We start from the raw sequence: 17,248 nt of genomic DNA, 5'->3' as shown, positions 1-17,248 counted from the left end.
TTATTCTCCTCTCGAGAGATCGACGGAGTGACCGCCGCCGTGGCTGTCGCCGGATTTGAGGGCTTGGGCTGCGGTCTGCGCGCCGTGAACGATCGTCTGATTGCGCCTGACGCGCTGGGCCCAGGCGGGTGGACCGCTCTCGCTTGCCGCTCCAGGGGTGGCTCCATCATTTGCGGCCGCGCCACGCTCGATGGTCCCTATGGTCGAGGAGCCACCGGTGTTTGCGACACCGGCGCGGGCGCCAGAGGTAAAGCTCTCGCTCATTGCACTGGCCGCTTGCGCAGCGGCACGTCTGGCGGGAGCTGCCACGCTGCTGGCCGCAGCACGGCCCGCGCCACCGAGACCGGAGGCAACTCCACTAGCGCCGGACCCGCCGGCTGATGCAAGGTTGTAAGCGGAGGACATGCCGCCTGCCGTCGCCGCACCACCACGTGCGGCCGCCGCAGCACCGGAGGTCGCGGCCATCGCTCCCCTCCCCGCAAGCCCAAGCCCTGCGCCCGCCGCCATCGCGGTGCCGGCGACGGCAAGGCCGGTGCCGACGGCTGCGCCCGCACCAAGCTGCGGTGCCCCGGACACAAGCCCGGTTGCGATGCCGGGCCCGAAGATCCCAAGGCCCAGCATGGCGAGCGAAGCGAGCACGACCGAGAGCGCCTGCTCGATCGTCGGCTGGCCGCCGGCATAGGCTGACGTGAACTGGGAGAAGAGTCCGGTGCCGATGCCGACGATGATGGCGAGCACCATCACCTTCACGCCGGAGGCGACGACGTTTCCGAGCACCTTCTCGGCGAGGAACGCGGTCTTGTTGAACAGCGCGAAGGGAATCAGGATGAAGCCGGCGAGTGTCGTCAGCTTGAACTCGATCAGGGTCACGAACAGCTGCACCGCTAGAATGAAGAAGGCGATCAGCACCAGCAGCCAGGACACCATCAATACGGCGATCTGCACAAAATTGGCAAAGAAGCTGGTAAAACCCATCATCTGGCTTGCGGCATCGAGCAGCGGCTGCCCGGCATCGAGGCCGACCTGCGCGAGCCGGCCAGGACGCAAAAAGTCCGCGGTCGAGATCGAGGAGCCGCCGGCTTTCAGGCCAAGGCCAGCGAAACTGTTGAAGATGACGCCCGAGAGATTGTTGAAATTGGTGACGACGAAGGCGAAGAAGCCGATATAGAGCGTCTTCTTCACGAGACGCTGGAGAACGTCTTCGTCAGCGCCCCAGGCCCAGAACACGCCGGCCAAGGTGATGTCGATGACGATCAGGGTCGAAGCGAGATAGGTGACCTCGCCTTTGATCAGGCCGAAGCCTGAATCGATATAGGTGGTGAAGGTATTGAGGAAGGTATCAATTACTCCGACGTTGTTCACCGCGCGTCTCCTTCCGTAGCCTTCGGCGTCGGCGGAGTGGCCGGCGCGGCCTGTGGCAGCAGAGGCCGCGCCGGCCTGCCGAAGAAGCGCGCGCGGTTCTCCTCCCAGACCGCCCTGCAGTGCGGATCTTCGGCATCCTCTGGCCCAAGCGCGCGGCAGCGACGCAGCTCGGCCGAGAGATCGTCGGGCGTGGAGACGGCGGGAGCGTCGGATGTGGGCCGCGGCTCGGAGCGCCGATGGATGAAGGATAGCGTGGCCATGAAGACGGCCAGCACAGCGATCATCGCGACTGCGCGCCAGAAATCCGAGCGATCCATAGTCCTACGCCTTCAGTTGCCGCTGAACATGGTGATGTTGCCGGGCTGGTAGCCGCTGCGCGTCGCAAAGATCTTGTATTGCTGGGCGCCTTGCGACTCCGTCGCCGTCACGCGCGCCTGCTCCAGCGCATCCGCTCGTCCCTTGGCGGCGAGAACCGCGACCAGGTCTGAGAGCTGCTGGGATTGCAGGGCAAGGAGCTGGTTGCCGGCTTGAGCTGCTTGCAGCGCGCCACTTGCGGACTGGCTGGCCGTGACCAGCGACGTCATCGCGCCGGAGTTGGTCGGGATATTGCCGACGACGCCGGCCTGCACCTTCAGCGAGTCCTCGAAAGCGCCGACCGAGTTCTGCCAACGGGTTTGGGCGGCGGCAAACAGCGTCGCGTTGGACCCGGTGGCTGGCGCTGTGCCATAGCTGCTGGAATACGCGGTCTGAACCTGCTGGACGTTGAAAGAGATGTTCTGCGCCTGGCTCAGCAGCGATTGCGTCCGCGCGATCGTCGACTGGAGCTGGGCCAGCGTCGACATCGGCAGGCTCGCCAGATTCTTCGCCTGATTCACCAGGCTCTGGGACTGGTTGGTCAGCATCTGGATCTGATTGTTGATCTGCTGCAGCTCACGCGCCGCCGTCAGCACGTTTTGGCTGAAGTTGCTGGGGTCGTAGACGATCCACTGCGCGTCAGCCCGCGTCGTCAAAAGCGGTGGAAGCGACAGGGCGAGTGAGAGGGCGGTCGCGGCCATCAGGCTTGCGCGCCGCATCTTACGGACGGTCATGATTGCACCTCCAGGTTTGTTAGGTCAGGGATGAGATCGGCGGCCCAAAGCAGCTCGTGATCGGCGAGCCAGGCCGCCGTAAAGTCCTCACGGCCATGCTCGGCCAGCAGCCGTTCGATTGAAGCATGGTCGGCTTTTGAGGATGCCGCGCAGAAGGCGAGCGCGATCGGCCCGAGACCGAGCTCGAAAAGCCGATTGCCGCGCCGCGATTGGCAGTAGTAGTCCCGCTTGGGCGTCGCTCGCGCGATGATCTCGATCTGACGATCATTCAGACCGAAGCGCCGATAGATCGGGGTAAGCTGCGGCTCGATCGCGCGCTCGTTCGGCAGGAAGATGCGGGTCGGGCAGCTCTCGACGATAGCCGGCGCAATGTTGCTGCCGTCGATGTCGGAGAGCGATTGCGTGGCGAAGACGACGGACGCATTCTTCTTCCGGAGCGTCTTCAGCCATTCGCGCAGCTGCTGGGCGAAGGCGGGATCGTCGAGGACGAGCCAACCCTCGTCGATGATGAGGAGCGTCGGCCGGCCGTCGAGCCGTCCCTCGATGCGATGAAAGAGGTAGGTGAGGACGGCCGGCGCAGCACCAGCACCGATCAGGCCCTCGGTCTCGAAAGCCTGGACTGACGCCAAGCCAAGACGCTCATCCTCGGCGTCGAGCAGCCGGCCGGAGGGACCGCCGACGCAGTACGGTTGCAGCGCCTGCTTGAGCGCGGTCGATTGCAACAAAACCGTCAGGCCGGTGATCGTCCGCTCCTCGACCCGCGAGGAAGCCAGTGAGGTCAGCGCCGACCAGACATGCTCCTTCGCCGTCGGATCGATGGTGATGCCTTCCTTGGCAAGGATCGCGGTCACCCATTCGGCAGCCCAGGCGCGCTCCGCCGCATCGCCAATGCGCGCGAGCGGCTGAAGCGAGACGGAATCCTCGGCACTATCAGACAGGCTGCCGCCGAGGTCATGCCAGTCGCCGCCCATGGCGAGTGCCGCGGTGCGGATCGAGCCCCCGAAATCAAAGGCAAAGATCTGGCTGTTGCGATAGCGGCGGAACTGGATCGCCATTAGCGCCAACAGCACGGACTTGCCGGCACCGGTCGGGCCGACGATCAGGGTGTGGCCGACGTCGCCGACATGCAACGAAAAGCGGAACGGCGTCGAACCTTCGGTCTTGCCAAAGAACAGCGGGGCGGCACGGAAATGCTCATCGCGTGCCGGCCCAGCCCAGACCGCCGAAAGCGGGATCATGTGGGCCAGGTTCAACGTCGAGAGCGGCGGCTGGCGGACGTTGGCGTAGGCGTGCCCCGGCAGCGAGCCGAGCCAGGCTTCGAGTGCATTCACCCCTTCCACCATGCAGGTGAAGTCGCGACCCTGGATGACTTTCTCGACGAGACGGAGCTTCTCAGTGGCGCGGCCGGGATCTTCGTCCCAGACGGTGACGGTCGCGGTGACGTAGGCCTGGCCGACGTCATCGGTGCCGAGTTCCTGCAAGGCGAGATCGGCATCGACGGCCTTGTTGGCGGCGTCGCTATCGACCAGCGTCGAGGCCTCGTTCGTCATCACCTCCTTGACGATGGCGGCGATCGACTTGCGCTTGGCGAACCACTGGCGGCGGATCCTGGTCAGCAGCTTTACAGCCTCGGTCTTGTCGAGCAGGATCGCGCGGGTCGACCAGCGGTAAGGGAAGGCCAGCCGGTTCAGCTCGTCGAGAATTCCGGGATGGGTCGCGGTCGGAAAGCCGACCACGGTGAGTGTGCGAAGGTGGTGGCTGCCGAGACGCGGCTCGAGGCCGCCGGCGAGCGGCTCGTCCGCGAGCAGCGCGTCGAGATGCATCGGCGTCTCCGGGAGGCGGACGCGCTGAAGCCGGGTCGAGATGGTCGAGTGCAGGTAAGTCAGGGTGTCGCCGTCATCTAGCCACGCCACCTCCGGCATGAAGCCTTCGACTAGTTGCAGGACGCGGTTGGTCCGATCGACGAAGCCGCGCAGAAGTTCGTAAGGGTCGACACCGTTCTGCGCGCGGCCCTCATAGAGCCAACTCTCGATGCGAGAGGCGTCCTCGGCCGGCGGAAGCCAGACAAAGGTCAGGAAGTAGCGGCTCTCGAAATGCGCGCCGGCCTCCTCGAAAGCATCCCGCCGCTCCAGGTCAACCAGCGCGGATGCGGGATCGGGAAAGGCGCTGTAGGGATAGGTCTGAGCAGCGGCGCGCTGGGCTTCGACGAAGATCGCCCAGCCTGAGCCGAGGCGGCGCAATGCGTTGTTGAGGCGGGCCGTCACGCCGACCAGTTCGGCTGACGTCGCGCTGTCGAGGTCCGGACCACGGAAGCGTGCTGTCCGCTGGAACGATCCATCCTTGTTGAGGACCACGCCGCGCTCGACCAGAGCGGCCCAGGGCAGGAAGTCGGGAAGGCTGGCGGGTCGATTGCGATATTCGGCGAGGTTCAGCATGGAAGCCTCATGTGACGAGGTAGGGCGGATAACGGAGGTGGCGTCGCACGACGTCCACGAACTGCGGGTCGCGCTTGGCCGCCCAGACGGCCGCGGCGTGGCCCACGGCCCAGATCAGCGCGCCGGGAATCCAGAGGCGCAGGCCAAGGGCAATGGCAGCCGCCAACGTGCCATTCGCGATTGCGACGCTGCGCGGCGCGCCGCCCATCAGGATTGGATCCGTGAGCGCGCGGTGGACCGGCGCGAAAAAGCCCGGCACCTCGGGATCGACCATCGCAGCCATCAGACCAGCGCGCCGCCCGAGAAGCTGAAGAAGGTGAGGAAGAAGCTCGAGGCAGCGAAGGCGATCGACAGGCCGAAGACGATCTGGATCAACCGGCGGAAGCCGCCGGCGGTGTCGCCGAACGCCAGCGTCAGGCCGGTCACGGTGATGATGATGACGGAGATGATCTTCGCGACCGGACCTTGCACCGATTCCAGGATCTGGTTCAGCGGCGTCTCCCACGGCATCGAGGAGCCAGAGGCATAGGCCGCAGGCGCGAAGGCGATCGAGATGAAGGCGATCGCCGCGACGAGGCTGAAGCGGCGACGCACGCGACGGATCGCGCAAGGAAACTGGATCATGGGGGATCTCCGGGAAGCGAGGGGTCACCGCCCGCCCCGGCGGATTGGACACGGTAGTCGCCGGTGGCGGGATCGAGGCCGGCGACGAGAGCAAGTTCGGCGAGGCGGCGTTCGCTGCCGCGGCCGCGCAGCACCGCGACGACATCGATCGTCTCTGCGATCAGCGCCTTGGGAACGGTGAGGACGGCTTCCTGGATAAGCTGCTCGAGACGACGAAGCGCGCCGAGCGCAGTCCCAGCGTGAATCGTGCCGATCCCACCGGGGTGGCCAGTCCCCCAGGCTTTGAGAAGCTCCAATGCTTCGCTGCCCCGCACCTCCCCAACCGGAATGCGGTCCGGACGCAGCCGCAGCGAGGACCGAACGAGATCGGACAGGGACGCGACGCCGTCCTTGGTGCGCAACGCGACTAAATTCGGAGCGCGGCACTGCAGCTCGCGCGTGTCCTCGATCAGCACCACGCGATCGGTGGTGCCGGCGATTTCGGCGAGTAGTGCATTGGTGAGGGTGGTCTTGCCGGTCGAGGTGCCGCCGGCAACCAGGATGTTCTTGCGCGAAGCCACGGCGGCCTTCAGAGCCGTCGCCTGACCGGCGGTCATCGTCCCCGCTGCGACGTAATCATCGAGCGTGAACACCGCGACCGCGGGCTTGCGGATCGCAAAGGCTGGCGCCGAGACGACCGGCGGAAGAAGTCCTTCGAACCTCTCTCCCGTCTCGGGAAGCTCGGCCGAGACCCGCGGCCTCTCGGCATGCACCTCAGCGCCCACATGGTGCGCGACCAGGCGCACGATCCGCTCGCCATCGGCGGCGGACATCGTGCGTCCGCTATCTTCCAGGCCACCTGACAGCCTGTCGATCCAGAGCCGGCCATCGGGGTTGAGCATCACCTCGACGATCGAGGGGTCTTCGAGGAACGTCGCGATCGCCGGGCCAAGCGCGGTGCGCAACATCCGCGCACCACGCGAGAAGGCTTCCGAATGGAGTGAAGTGCCCGCCACGATCGGTTCCCGTCGAGCGCCAATCGCAGAAATGCGATCGGCGACGGGGATGGATAGAAAAGGCAGGAAATGGGTTAGTTCAACAAGTATTCAGGCGTCGTATGGAGCCAGCGTAGAGCAGAGAAAAAATACTTGCTCTATCGAAAGCGTTCCGATCGCCGCGACTAAACATCTCTGCGATAGGTTGCGTCAATCAAGCTGTGGCTGCGCAGTCTCACCTTAGTCGGAAAGCCGATGTCGAAAAGCACGCGTCCCGCGTGCGTTATCGGAGCGAGCAATCGCACGCACTTCGGCATCCGCAACGGTGCCGCACACGGCTATGTCGACAAGAGGTTACGCCGGCACCACGTGCCTCGCCGGCTGCTTTGGGGCGAAGGTAACTCGGCCCTGCGATTCCGACCGCACCGCCGCTCGTGCGGCGGATGGGGTGCTAACCCGATCTGGAGAATCAGGATATTCGCACGCAGCTGCTTGCCGACTAGTTGCCGTCGCTTTGGATTTGTTTGAGCGCCTTTATCAGATAGTCGAGTTTTTCGTTGTCAGCAGGAGCCAAAAAGAGAACGAGGCTGGTACGGCTATCGAGTCCCAGATTTTGCGCTGCAAGCCTTCGGGCCTGAGGAGTGGCAGGGTAGCCGGCTTGTTCTAAAGTTCGGCCCCACGCTTCTCCGATCGTCTGTCTTCCGTTGCCGCAATCAACTTCGCCCGGCACAATGTCCTGAAAAACAGTAATGCCACACTTCTTCTTAAAATTATCCGCCGCGGTATTGATCTGCTCCAAAGTCGCTTTTGCGAGCGAGCGCCTTGCTTCGAGGCCGCTGCTGGCCTGAGCCATACAAGTGCGCGAACACGCCGAAGCGATAAGGATCACAACTAGACATTTCTTGAGCATGAGTTCTCCTGACTTTCTAATTCGCCCAGTTCGGAACAGTTTAAGTGTGAGTAGGCTTGTTTGCATCACCTGCAGCTCTTCGGCGAGCGACGCGCACATTCCACACCCGATCGCCGACGGCAAAGAGCGCGAACACCACGAAAGCGTGCCAGACAGTTACAAGTCCAAAGAGAGTTGCGCCCGTGAGATTGGTCACTAACAGACTACGGAGATTCTCGGTTCGCGAGGCCTCTCGATTCAGGGTCGCCAGTGGCCCGATAACGCTGGAATATTCGAGCAAATCGCTGAGTTGGACTTCTTGCAAGGCCGTTCCCATATCGAGTGACGTTTCACGCAGAGAGATGGCCAATCGAAGGGCTTTTAGGCTACCGCCAACCGAGAATTGTGCGTCGAGGTATGGGCCGTCTCCCAATTCGGAGCCGACATCGGGCTCGCCCCGCGGAAGCGTAGCGCTGATTTGCGATCCATTCGGCACGAATTCGAGCTTGTTGAGATCGGTGGCTACACAGCGGAGAGATTTTTGGCAATCTTCCAGAGGAATGCTCAACCCGGTGAGGACGGAGGTGCTGACGAGCGGTTCGAGGAAATTGTTGTTGTTGGAATACCAGGTGCCCGCTGCGGCTTGAACATAGTAGAATGCGTGTTTAGCCTTATAGAATGTGGTGGCCTTCCATCGCCGCCAAGCCCTAAGGCGAGCGGTAGCTTCCGCAGTATCCTTGGGCGGAGAGGCAACAAAAAGCCGGCAGATCTCAGGAGGATCCAATACACCTATCGAGTTAAAGGGCGGAGCAGCAATTTCGAGTTGGCGCTTTGCCGCTTCCTGCCGGCATTCATTCTGCACGGTGTTCGGGGTTGCGTAGGAGACGTCCCTCTCCGAAATGGCAAGGGCCGGAGTATCCTCACGAAAACTTCGTAAGGACCTTCTAATCGGGGTAGGTGCTATTTGAACGAAATCGCCGTCGCGCCGCATGACGAAGATCAGATTCGAGAACTCGGACTCGCCTTGAGCCTTTTCAAGGCCTCGCGCCCTCAGGTAGGACACTGGCGAAAAGTTCACTAGATCAAAAAGAGGTTGGGAGCCCAGAGGTCCCTCGCGCGAGAACAGGAGGCGGTTCGCCTGATACGTGCTCAAGATTATCGAGAGCAGAAAGAGAGCCGCAAAGCCAAGACCGCCGAGATAGGCAATTCGAAAAGCGGTCCGCGGTCGGAAATTTAGACTGAAGATTCGCGCCAACCACACCAGTAGCTGCCAATACCAGTCCCTTCTTCCTCTGGAAGACTGCTGGAGTTCGGGAAACTCAGTAAAAACAACTTCTAACGGACAGCCGATGCCGCCCGGTCCGGTGTTGAGCCGCCTGTAGAGCATCCCACATACCGCGAGCGTTTGACGATTGACCAGCGGCGATCCGCTTAGCTCATGGGCAAGGCGTGCCTCCGCTGCCAGGCAAAGCCCCTTGGAAGTGGATTGCCCAAGGGCGACGCGAGTGCCTTTGTAGATCAAGGGAATCGGTTCAAGCGTGACTTGCGAGGTCGACGTCTGAAAACCATAGCCGAGGAGACTCTGCTCGTACAGCAAAGCGTCATCCAGCACGACATACCGATTGGAAAGATCCTCCATCCTCAGCAGCGCCAGATCTGCCCGCTCGGACACCTCGATCTTGACTGGCTTTTGCTGGGCAAATGTGCCGTCAGAAGAAATCTTCTTAATCACAACGTCGAGAAGTGCACCCTTTTCGTCGACAACGTTGTGCTTGCAGGTGAGAACAAGACCGGGGCCCACAAAGAAGCCAGTTCCGTTTACCGATGCCCCCTTAGCTTCGGTCTTAACTGTGACCTCGAACATTCGAGGCATTACAAGGTTAAAGAGACGGCCGCGCATCGCTCGTTACCAATCGAGCTTCACTTTCAGATTTGCCTTGCCAGTGCCCTTGGCCAGAAGCGCGGTTAACGAACCAGTTTCCAAGCCAATCTCAAGCCCGAATTCCATGCTGGCTGATTTCGGCTTGAGGTCCACAATCGCGTCCCTCACCACTTCAGCGATGCCAGCGATCTTCTCTTTCAAATCAGAAAGGTTGATCTCCTTGCCCGCAATGTTTTCTTCGCGGTCGAGGAGTTGCACTTCGGCATAGATTATGGCGCCGTTAGGAAGCTTGATCTTCAAGATCTCAGTCGGAAGGTCCGTATCCAAGGCTCTGCTCCTGTCTAAAAGTATCGTCCAGCATAATTTTGGTTTCCGATGCGGACAAGCCGACCGACGAGCGGATTTCGTTCAGGAAATTAGATTTCCCATGTCAACGAGCTGCGCCGCGAACTGAATTTGCCGCGACAAGCACGCTAGCGGCGATAGGCCCCGAAATCCCACGACTTGACGAAGGCCAACTTGCCGCGTGGATCATACCTCTGCAATAGATCGCCATTATCATACGCCCTGTTGGGCTTTCCGTAGTCGGGTAGCTCGCCAAGATGTCGGCCCTCAAATATGAGCGTGCCGAGAAAAATCATTTTGACCGATGGATTGCAATATGACGGACGTTCTAGCTAAAGTCGAGACATTGATCGAAAATAATAATCGCCTGAATGGAGAGCCGGTGATGAGCAATCGATTTCCTTTCTGGAAAGGTTGGGCTTTTCTGACACTGGTTTTCACTATTTTTGCTTCCGACGCTTGGGCATGGGGTGAGGAGGGCCACTCGATCGTCGCCGAGATCGCTCAACGACGGCTCTCTCAGAACGCGGCCCAGGCCATAACCCAAATCCTTCGAGCCAATCCTAACACGACGCCATATTCGACTCCCTCGCTGGCATCGGTTTCAACGTGGGCCGATGAGGTTCGTTATGATGGAGGGAAGCCGAACGGAACCTACAACTGGCACTTCGTCGACATTCCAAGGCAGGATACGCGCTACGATGCGGCGACGGAGTGTCCGAAGGAAAAGCCCGAGCAAGGCGACTGCGTCATCAACGAGTTGTCACGCTTGAAGAACGAGTTGCGTTGCACCACCGGCGATCAGCAGCTTCGCGCTCTCAAATTCGCCGTCCACTTCGTAGGCGACGTCCACCAGCCCTTCCACACGATCTGGGAGAACATAGGGGGCAACGGGATCACGCTCACGACCGATAAACTGCAGTTCAAGGGAAAGACATGTTCGGCCGACAAATGCTCGACGCCGCCCGACAATCTCCACAAGATGTGGGACACGACTCTGATCCGCGCGATGGAGTACAATTGGCCGACCTTTGTCGACGACCTGGAAGCGGGCTGGCTGACGACCGATGCAGCCAAGAACGACAACAAAGATGACCCGGTCGCGTGGGCCGAAGACGCCCACAATGCGGCGATCGCCTTCAACGTCTGGGTAGATACGGGCGGCACGATCGGTCAAGCCTACTACGATCGAGTGACGCCGCTCATCAGCCAACAACTCGGCTTCGCCGGCCTACGGCTTGCGCGGTATCTGAACGATGTCTTCAGCTCTTCGCAGTGCCCTTATACACCGCGTCAGTGACGCCACGCGGCGATTGGCCATCGGGAGATCAAGATGCCGGCCCCCCCAGCTGCGAGACGCCGCCGGAATTGACTTCGCTGGGGCAGCCGCTGCCCCGGCTCGCCGAGGCGTTGCGAGGTACAGGCGACGTCAGCATCGTCGCTATCGGTTCATCCTCGACCTTCGGGGAGGGAGCAAGCCCGGGCAACGGGTACGTAGACAGGCTCGCGGCCGCACTTGCCGGCCACTTTCCGGGCCGCAAGATCAATATGCACAACGCCGGCGTAAACGGCGATGAAACGCCGAACGAAGCCGCGCGGTTCAAGAAAGAGGTCATCTCGTTCAATCCAAGCTTGGTGATTTGGCAGGTCGGCACCAATGCGGCTTGGAAGGACTACTTTTTAGACGATGTCGGAGCGGCAATTATCCGTGGCATCGATCATCTGTCAGGAACGAACGCCGACCTCGTCTTGATGGATCTTCAATACGCTCCTGCGTTGCTTCAAAAAGACGAGACGCCGACGGCCACCACGCAAGACATGCTCCGGATCATCGAAACGATTGCGGCCAAGCGCGATGTCGCGCTGTTCCGCCGCTTCGACATCATGCGCTACTGGCACATCAACCGCGGTATCCCGATCGACCAGATGATCAGCAACTTCGACGGCAATTGGCTGCACCAGAATGATTGGAGCTACAATTGCATAGCTCAGGCCCTTTGTGACTGCTTGACCGAAGCGGCTGCCCCCGACTGAGCCAAGGCGTCGCCACCGCGGTTGGATTTCCATCCACGCGGTGAGCGATCATTGGACGATAAGGCGCTACCCTCCCGTCGGCTCGCCCTCCTGAATATCCTCCGGGATTTCCTGTCGCAGTTTCGGTCCTTGACTGAGCCGTCGCCCCAGCGCCGCGACGAAATTGTCCCACCGCGCGCCCCCTTGCGCCCTCGCCGCCTTTGCGGCCGGCTCGGGGAGCGGCGGTGTCGTTGTGAGCCAGAATCGAACAAACAACGCCAGCGTCTCGACCGAGATCCCTACGTCGCGTTCGAGCCGCGCGATGCGGCGATCGACCTGATCGAGTCGCTTAGCAACCGCCGCCTCCCGCCGCTCGTCGGCGTCCGGTGACAGGAAGGATGCGATGGCGGCCTCTGCGATGAACGACAGCGATTGCTCACGGCGAGCTGCGTAGGCCGACAGGGCCTTCATGACATCAGGATCGAGATACACCGACATCTGGGCTTTCTTTGTTGGCGTGGTCATGCCTGCCTCACAATCCGAGATCGTCGCCCGGATCGAGCGATGCCTGGCGTGCGACGCCCTGCATCATGTCGTTGAGGCGCCCGATCCGCGGGGCATCTTCCTCGAGTTCGTCGGCAAATTCCGAGGCGAACTCGTTATCGAGGGGTTCCCTCCTCTCCACGGCGTCACGAGCCAGTTCCGGCTGCTGCCGGCGGTCGGCAGTCTTCGGATCCTCTGCGTCGGATTCATCGTCCGCCGAGGCTGCCGCTGTTGGGCGCGGCGGCAGTGGCCGCGAACTCCAGTCGTCCGGCCGGCTACCGCTGGGCTTGGTAAACGCCGGCGGCGCCAGGATGCGCTCCTGGAAACGTCTGTCCTCGTAATAGCGCGCCTTTTTGGCGCGGATCGGATGGAGGCCCGACATCATGACGATCTCATCTGTCGGGGGGAGCTGCATCATCTCGCCAGGTGTCAGCAGCGGGCGGGCGGTCTCCGACCGCGACACCATGAGGTGGCCGAGCCAGGGCGCCAGCCGACTGCCGGCATAGTTCTTCATCGCCTTCATCTCGGTCGCCATGCCCAACGCGTCGGACACCCGCTTCGCCGTCCGTTCGTCGTTGGTCGCGAAGCTGACCCGGACGTGACAATTGTCGAGGATCGAGTTGTTCGGCCCGTAGGCCTTCTCGATCTGGTTCAGCGACTGGGCGATCAGAAAACTCTTGATCCCGTAGCCGGCCATGAAGGCGAGCGCCGATTCGAAGAAATCGAGCCGGCCGAGCGCTGGGAATTCGTCGAGCATCAGGAGCAGTCGGCGGCGGCCGGCCTTGGCCTGGAGATCCTCGGTCAGGCGGCGGCCGATCTGATTGAGGATCAGCCGGATCAGCGGCTTGGTGCGGTTGATATCCGACGGCGGCACGACGAGGTAAAGCGTGGTCGCTCGCTCCGCCCCGACGATGTCGACAATCCGCCAGTCGCAGCGTCGCGTCACCTCCGCCACCACGGGATCTCGGTAGAGGCCCAGGAACGACATCGCGGTGCTCAGGACACCGGAGCGTTCATTGCCGGACTTGTTCAATAGCTCCCGCGCGGCAGACGCCACGACCGGATGGACACCGGCCTCGCCGAGATGCGGCGTCCGCATCATCGCGGCCAGCGTCGATTCGATCGGCCGCTTGGGATCGGACAGGAAGGCCGCAACGCCGGCGAGCGTCTTGTCCTCCTCGGCATAGAGGACGTGGAGGATCGCGCCGACCAGGAGCGCGTGGCTGGTCTTCTCCCAATGGTTCCGCTTCTCGAGGCTGCCCTCGGGGTCGACAAGAATGTCGGCGATATTCTGGACATCCCGCACCTCCCACTCGCCGTGCCGGACTTCCAGCAACGGGTTATAGGCTGACGACTTCGCGTTGGTCGGATCGAACAGGAGGACGCGGCCATGCCGGGCACGGAAGCCGGCGGTGAGCTGCCAATTCTCGCCCTTGATGTCGTGGACGATCGCAGATCCCGGCCAGGTCAGCAGCGACGGGATGACGAGGCCGACACCCTTTCCGCTCCGGGTCGGGGCGAAGCACAGGACATGCTCCGGTCCATCATGGCGGAGATAGGCGCGCTCGAATCGGCCGAGAACCACGCCATCAGGTCCAAGCAGCCCGGCCTGCGCGATCTCCTTCGGCTCGGCCCATCGTGCCGAGCCATAGGTCTCGGCATTCTTCACTTCGCGCGCGCGCCAGACCGACATGCCGATCGCAACCGCCGCAGCAATGATGCCGCCGGAAGCCGCCATATAGGCGCCCTCAATGAAGACATGTGGCGCATAAGCATCGTAGGCGTACCACCACCAGAAGAAGGCCGGTGGAAGATAGAATGGAAAGTGGAGCAGTTCGAACCAGGGTTGCCCGAGTTGGGGCTGGAAGCCGAGGCGCCAGGCCGTCCATTCCGTCGCAGTCCAGAACGTCAGCAGGACGATCGCGAAAACAGTGATGACCTGCCCCCAGAGCACTTTTGTCGCGGACATGGCGGCCGCCCTTTCCTGATGTCGGTGGTTGGAAGAATGGCTCACAGGCCAGGCCCTCGGCTGCGCCCAAAACCCCAATCGACGCCACCGTCGTCGCGGGCGACGCCGGAGACATGCCGGCCGAGCTGCTTTTCAAGTGAGGGCGTCCACGGCACGAGCTGGAAGCCGAGGCCATCATCGATCATGGCGAAGCGGCCGGAGGCGAGCGCGAAGCGCTGCCGATAGGTCCCAGCGACATATTCGCCGGTGACCGACGGATTGAATGCTTGGCCCGTCTCGGCCGCGACCTGCCGACCAAGAGCTTCCACCTCCCGGCGGCGCAGCGTGGCCACGAGGTTCTTCGAAAACACCAGTCCGCGTGCCTGGCGCTCGACGAGACCTTGCTCGATCAGCCCCTCCGCGCGCCGTTCCATGGCTTGCCGGACCTCGGCGCCAAAGCCGGCCTGTCCAAGTGGCACCGGATCGCGCGCGACCGCCTGTCGGTCGAGCCATGTCGCACCCCTTGCCGTCACCTGCGCTTCGATCGATAGATCTGAGCGCACGGCCAGCACCACGCGACGCTGCCCTCGCGCGTCGTCGAACTTGCGGAGCTCGACAATCGATCCCGGTGCACTGTCGCCGGCTGCCTCAATATCCGAGAGCCTGATGTGATGGGTGCGGCCATCGACGCCGTCGACGACGGCATAGGCCGTCGCCCTGAGTTCGTCGTCGAGGCCGCGATCGACGAGGCGTCCGATGACGGGGACATCGAGGCTTTCGCCTGCCAGCACGTAGCTCGCGGTCCCGCGCTCGATGCCGCGTTCTGTCAGGCTGCGGTGGATGCGCTTGATGATGTCGCCGCGATCGCCGAGCTCGCGCAACGTCGTCTCTGCGGCCTCGTCCATGACCCATTGGCCTGGCCCGACCTGATGCGCCAGGCCAAGGCTCTCGAGGCGCCCCAGCCGGCCGACCTTCAACGCATGGAACTGATCGGGCTGCTGCCCCGGGTCGGGCGCGAGGTCGATGATGCCATTGCGACCCGCGTCGCGAACAAGCTGGCGATCGAGCTGTGTCCAGCGTTCGGCTTTGACCTGGTGCTCGAGCGAGCGGCGAATGTCGAGATCGGAGCGCAGTCCGAGCTCCTGGGTGACCAGATCCTGCGCGCGGGCACGCATCCCCTCCTTGATGTAGGCGCGAGAAATGACGAGGTCCTGGTCATTCTCGGCGACCCCGCGCACGAGGATGTGGACGTGCGGGTGCTGGGTATTCCAATGATCGACGGCGACCCAATCGAGCTTGGTACCGAGGTCGACCTCCATCTGGCCAACGAGCTCGCGGGTAAAGCCTTTGAGGTCAGCCAGATCGGCTGCATCCTCCGGCGAGACAATGAAGCGGAAGTGGTGCCGATCATCTTGGCAGCGCTCGGCGAAGGCCTTCGGATCGGCATCCTCTGTCTCGGGGCCGAACAGGTGCGCCCTCTCCCCGTCCCGGGTGACGCCCTCGCGCCGGAGATAGCCGAGGTGCGAGGCGAGCGGCGTGGAGCGCGCTGTATGGCGAACGACGCGGGTCTTGATCGTCACCAGACGCGAGCGGCCGGTGAGCAGTCGGTTCGCCCGTTCACTGGCGACCCGGCCGCGGCCGAAGCGCGAATGACGATGGCTGGTGAGACGGCCAGCACGCGACACCTCGCCGCCGGCGCGCTGCGCGGCGGCGAGCGCCTGGGCGATGAAGGGCTTTGCCCGCTGGCTCCTTGAAGAGCGGATGCGACCAGGCCGAGGCTGAAATTCCTTCTCCTCAGCCATGGCCAGCCTCGGCAACGTGCGAAATCCAGAATCCGTGCAATGATTTGACGGTAAGACGCACATTGCGCGCCGAAGCCGCACATTGCCGGATCAGCAAAAAACCAAAGCAACAACAACCGACCGACCGAGCCGCACATTGCGGCCTTTTATCTCGCCATCGTTCCCATCGTTCCGGTCGCTGGTTCCCAGGGCTCAACTTCCAAGCCAACAGACTTTCGGCACTCGCGGCGATTTGCGACAAAACACGTCGTCTGGCGGCCGATTCATTGCGAAAGAGCCGCCCCGACCTGGCAGTCCACTTGCGAAGCCCCCACTGTTTGCGAGCGCTTGCGATAGCGATCGTTACCCGAAGGGCCGAGACACCCGTAGGGTGGCTCGGTGAGGAGCGAAGCGACGAGTAGAGCGCGGGCCGAAGGCATCGCCCATATGCCATCAGCACGTTATTATCACACTCGTCCGCTTCGCGGCCGATGGCGGTGGTAAGCTGCCATCGCGCGACCAATAGCCAGGCCTCCGCAGCAAGGACGCAGACGGGCGAGCGTCGATCCTTGTGTTCATGCTGATGACAACGTGAAGTCATCGCGATCCTCCCGTTGTCGAGAGTGCTACGAATAGACCATTCGACTGCGGTGCAATGGCCGAGAGATCGTGCACGGGAACCGCAGCCGGCTTGTCGGTCGTCGGTCGATCAGATGCCGCTCGTGTCGTGGAAGACAGTCCGTCAGCGCGGGTGAAAAACAGTGGCGCCCGCGTCCAGGATGAACGAGAAGAGGCCGCGACGAGGAGAGGTCCTGGCGCGCTCTCCGCATCGACAAAAGGGACGATGGCTGCGACGTAGGCGATGGTCTCCGCGGGCAGCGGACGATGTCGATCGCGAAAATCCTCGTAGCGGCCAGGACCTGCATTATAGGCCGCGAGAAAGCCTGGCGAGCCGTAGCGGTCAAGCAGCTCGCGAAGGAAGGCGGCGCCAGCCAGGATGTTGTCGTGCGGATCGAAGGGGTCGCGTCCGAGGCCATAGCGAACGCGCATCTCCGCCCAGGTCTTGGGCATGAGTTGCATCAGGCCGAGCGCGCCTTTGGGTGAGACGGCGCGCCGATGGCCATCGCTCTCGACTCGCATGACAGCGCGAATCCACGCTACCGGAATGCCAAACCGCCGTGCGGCTTCCGCCACATGAGTGGCATAGCGATCGCTTGCCTGTTGACGTTGGACTGGTGCTGCCTGCGCGGCCACCGCCGCCGTTGGCCCGCTAATCCCCAGCAGGCCGGCCAGCAGGAGAACGACAGCAGCGGCACCTGCCCTATCTGCACAGCGCGCGGAAGCCGTTATGCTCGCGTTCTTCG

16 protein-coding genes are annotated in these 17,248 nt (G+C 62.6%); 2 read left to right on the top strand and 14 right to left on the bottom strand.

Annotated features, from left to right (window positions below):
- The 10 genes from trbL to P6U31_RS03590 form a co-directional block, all read right to left on the bottom strand.
- The gene (gene trbL, locus P6U31_RS03635) at window positions 1-1,362 is read right to left on the bottom strand and encodes a P-type conjugative transfer protein TrbL (protein WP_407186902.1); all 1,362 of its coding nucleotides are present in this window, start codon (window positions 1,360-1,362) and stop codon (window positions 1-3) included.
- Window positions 1,359-1,679: a putative entry exclusion protein TrbK-alt gene (gene trbK-alt, locus P6U31_RS03630; RefSeq protein WP_407186901.1), complete on the bottom strand. Its 321-nt coding sequence runs from the start codon at window positions 1,677-1,679 to the stop codon at window positions 1,359-1,361. Before trbK-alt ends, trbL begins: the two co-directional genes overlap by 4 nt.
- 12 nt (window positions 1,680-1,691) lie before the next feature.
- Window positions 1,692-2,450, bottom strand: coding sequence for a P-type conjugative transfer protein TrbJ (gene trbJ, locus P6U31_RS03625; protein ID WP_407186900.1), 759 nt, complete (start codon window positions 2,448-2,450; stop codon window positions 1,692-1,694).
- The gene (gene trbE / locus P6U31_RS03620; protein WP_407186899.1) at window positions 2,447-4,885 is read right to left on the bottom strand and encodes a conjugal transfer protein TrbE; all 2,439 of its coding nucleotides are present in this window, start codon (window positions 4,883-4,885) and stop codon (window positions 2,447-2,449) included. Before trbE ends, trbJ begins: the two co-directional genes overlap by 4 nt.
- Before the next feature lie 7 nt (window positions 4,886-4,892).
- The gene (locus P6U31_RS03615) at window positions 4,893-5,168 is read right to left on the bottom strand and encodes a VirB3 family type IV secretion system protein (protein WP_407186898.1); all 276 of its coding nucleotides are present in this window, start codon (window positions 5,166-5,168) and stop codon (window positions 4,893-4,895) included.
- A complete protein-coding gene (locus P6U31_RS03610) occupies window positions 5,168-5,509 on the bottom strand; it encodes a TrbC/VirB2 family protein (RefSeq protein WP_407186897.1) in 342 nt (113 codons plus the stop codon). Before P6U31_RS03610 ends, P6U31_RS03615 begins: the two co-directional genes overlap by 1 nt.
- Window positions 5,506-6,504, bottom strand: coding sequence for a P-type conjugative transfer ATPase TrbB (gene trbB, locus P6U31_RS03605; RefSeq protein WP_407186896.1), 999 nt, complete (start codon window positions 6,502-6,504; stop codon window positions 5,506-5,508). Before trbB ends, P6U31_RS03610 begins: the two co-directional genes overlap by 4 nt.
- A gap of 478 nt (window positions 6,505-6,982) precedes the next feature.
- Complete coding sequence (locus tag P6U31_RS03600; protein ID WP_407186895.1) at window positions 6,983-7,393, bottom strand: hypothetical protein; 411 nt, start codon at window positions 7,391-7,393, stop codon at window positions 6,983-6,985.
- Window positions 7,394-7,433: 40 nt separating this feature from the next.
- Window positions 7,434-9,236 carry a serine protease gene (locus P6U31_RS03595; protein WP_407186894.1) on the bottom strand — a complete coding sequence of 601 codons (1,803 nt, stop codon included), beginning with the start codon at window positions 9,234-9,236 and terminating at the stop codon, window positions 7,434-7,436.
- Between the two features lie 42 nt (window positions 9,237-9,278).
- Window positions 9,279-9,581 (bottom strand): CU044_2847 family protein, encoded by a 303-nt coding sequence (locus P6U31_RS03590; protein WP_407186893.1) that lies wholly within the window; start codon window positions 9,579-9,581, stop codon window positions 9,279-9,281.
- 334 nt (window positions 9,582-9,915) lie between these two features.
- Here P6U31_RS03590 and P6U31_RS03585 point away from each other — a divergent pair, with 334 nt between their 5' ends.
- Together P6U31_RS03585 and P6U31_RS03580 are read left to right on the top strand one after the other, a co-directional pair.
- Window positions 9,916-10,899: a S1/P1 nuclease gene (locus P6U31_RS03585; RefSeq protein WP_407186892.1), complete on the top strand. Its 984-nt coding sequence runs from the start codon at window positions 9,916-9,918 to the stop codon at window positions 10,897-10,899.
- Window positions 10,900-10,967: 68 nt separating this feature from the next.
- Window positions 10,968-11,633 carry an SGNH/GDSL hydrolase family protein gene (locus P6U31_RS03580; RefSeq protein WP_407186891.1) on the top strand — a complete coding sequence of 222 codons (666 nt, stop codon included), beginning with the start codon at window positions 10,968-10,970 and terminating at the stop codon, window positions 11,631-11,633.
- Between the two features lie 66 nt (window positions 11,634-11,699).
- Here P6U31_RS03580 and P6U31_RS03575 read toward each other — a convergent pair whose 3' ends face one another.
- The 4 genes from P6U31_RS03575 to P6U31_RS03560 form a co-directional block, all read right to left on the bottom strand.
- On the bottom strand, window positions 11,700-12,137 hold the full coding sequence (locus tag P6U31_RS03575) for a CopG family ribbon-helix-helix protein (protein WP_407186890.1): 438 nt from the start codon (window positions 12,135-12,137) through the stop codon (window positions 11,700-11,702).
- 7 nt (window positions 12,138-12,144) lie between these two features.
- Window positions 12,145-14,124 (bottom strand): conjugal transfer protein TraG, encoded by a 1,980-nt coding sequence (locus tag P6U31_RS03570; protein ID WP_407186889.1) that lies wholly within the window; start codon window positions 14,122-14,124, stop codon window positions 12,145-12,147.
- Between the two features lie 41 nt (window positions 14,125-14,165).
- Entirely contained in the window at window positions 14,166-15,905 is a 1,740-nt protein-coding gene (locus P6U31_RS03565; protein ID WP_407186888.1) for a relaxase/mobilization nuclease domain-containing protein, read from the bottom strand.
- A gap of 576 nt (window positions 15,906-16,481) precedes the next feature.
- On the bottom strand, window positions 16,482-17,234 hold the full coding sequence (locus tag P6U31_RS03560) for a lytic transglycosylase domain-containing protein (RefSeq protein WP_407190078.1): 753 nt from the start codon (window positions 17,232-17,234) through the stop codon (window positions 16,482-16,484).
- Window positions 17,235-17,248: the final 14 nt, after the last annotated feature.

This window comes from Bradyrhizobium centrosematis, from assembly GCF_045571495.1.
Lineage (GTDB): Bacteria > Pseudomonadota > Alphaproteobacteria > Rhizobiales > Xanthobacteraceae > Bradyrhizobium > Bradyrhizobium centrosematis.
This window is presented reverse-complemented; position numbering and strand designations above follow the sequence as displayed.

What these genes read in the sequence shown, in the direction of transcription:
- trbK-alt (WP_407186901.1), bottom strand. Translation starts at nt 1,679, where the DNA reads ATGGATCGCTCGGATTTCTGGCGCGCAGTCGCGATGATCGCTGTGCTG.
- trbJ (WP_407186900.1), bottom strand. Translation starts at nt 2,450, where the DNA reads ATGACCGTCCGTAAGATGCGGCGCGCAAGCCTGATGGCCGCGACCGCC.
- trbE (WP_407186899.1), bottom strand. Translation starts at nt 4,885, where the DNA reads ATGCTGAACCTCGCCGAATATCGCAATCGACCCGCCAGCCTTCCCGAC.
- P6U31_RS03615 (WP_407186898.1), bottom strand. Translation starts at nt 5,168, where the DNA reads ATGGCTGCGATGGTCGATCCCGAGGTGCCGGGCTTTTTCGCGCCGGTC.
- P6U31_RS03610 (WP_407186897.1), bottom strand. Translation starts at nt 5,509, where the DNA reads ATGATCCAGTTTCCTTGCGCGATCCGTCGCGTGCGTCGCCGCTTCAGC.
- P6U31_RS03600 (WP_407186895.1), bottom strand. Translation starts at nt 7,393, where the DNA reads ATGCTCAAGAAATGTCTAGTTGTGATCCTTATCGCTTCGGCGTGTTCG.
- P6U31_RS03595 (WP_407186894.1), bottom strand. Translation starts at nt 9,236, where the DNA reads ATGTTCGAGGTCACAGTTAAGACCGAAGCTAAGGGGGCATCGGTAAAC.
- P6U31_RS03585 (WP_407186892.1), top strand. Translation starts at nt 9,916, where the DNA reads ATGACGGACGTTCTAGCTAAAGTCGAGACATTGATCGAAAATAATAAT.
- P6U31_RS03575 (WP_407186890.1), bottom strand. Translation starts at nt 12,137, where the DNA reads ATGACCACGCCAACAAAGAAAGCCCAGATGTCGGTGTATCTCGATCCT.
- P6U31_RS03570 (WP_407186889.1), bottom strand. Translation starts at nt 14,124, where the DNA reads ATGTCCGCGACAAAAGTGCTCTGGGGGCAGGTCATCACTGTTTTCGCG.
- P6U31_RS03565 (WP_407186888.1), bottom strand. Translation starts at nt 15,905, where the DNA reads ATGGCTGAGGAGAAGGAATTTCAGCCTCGGCCTGGTCGCATCCGCTCT.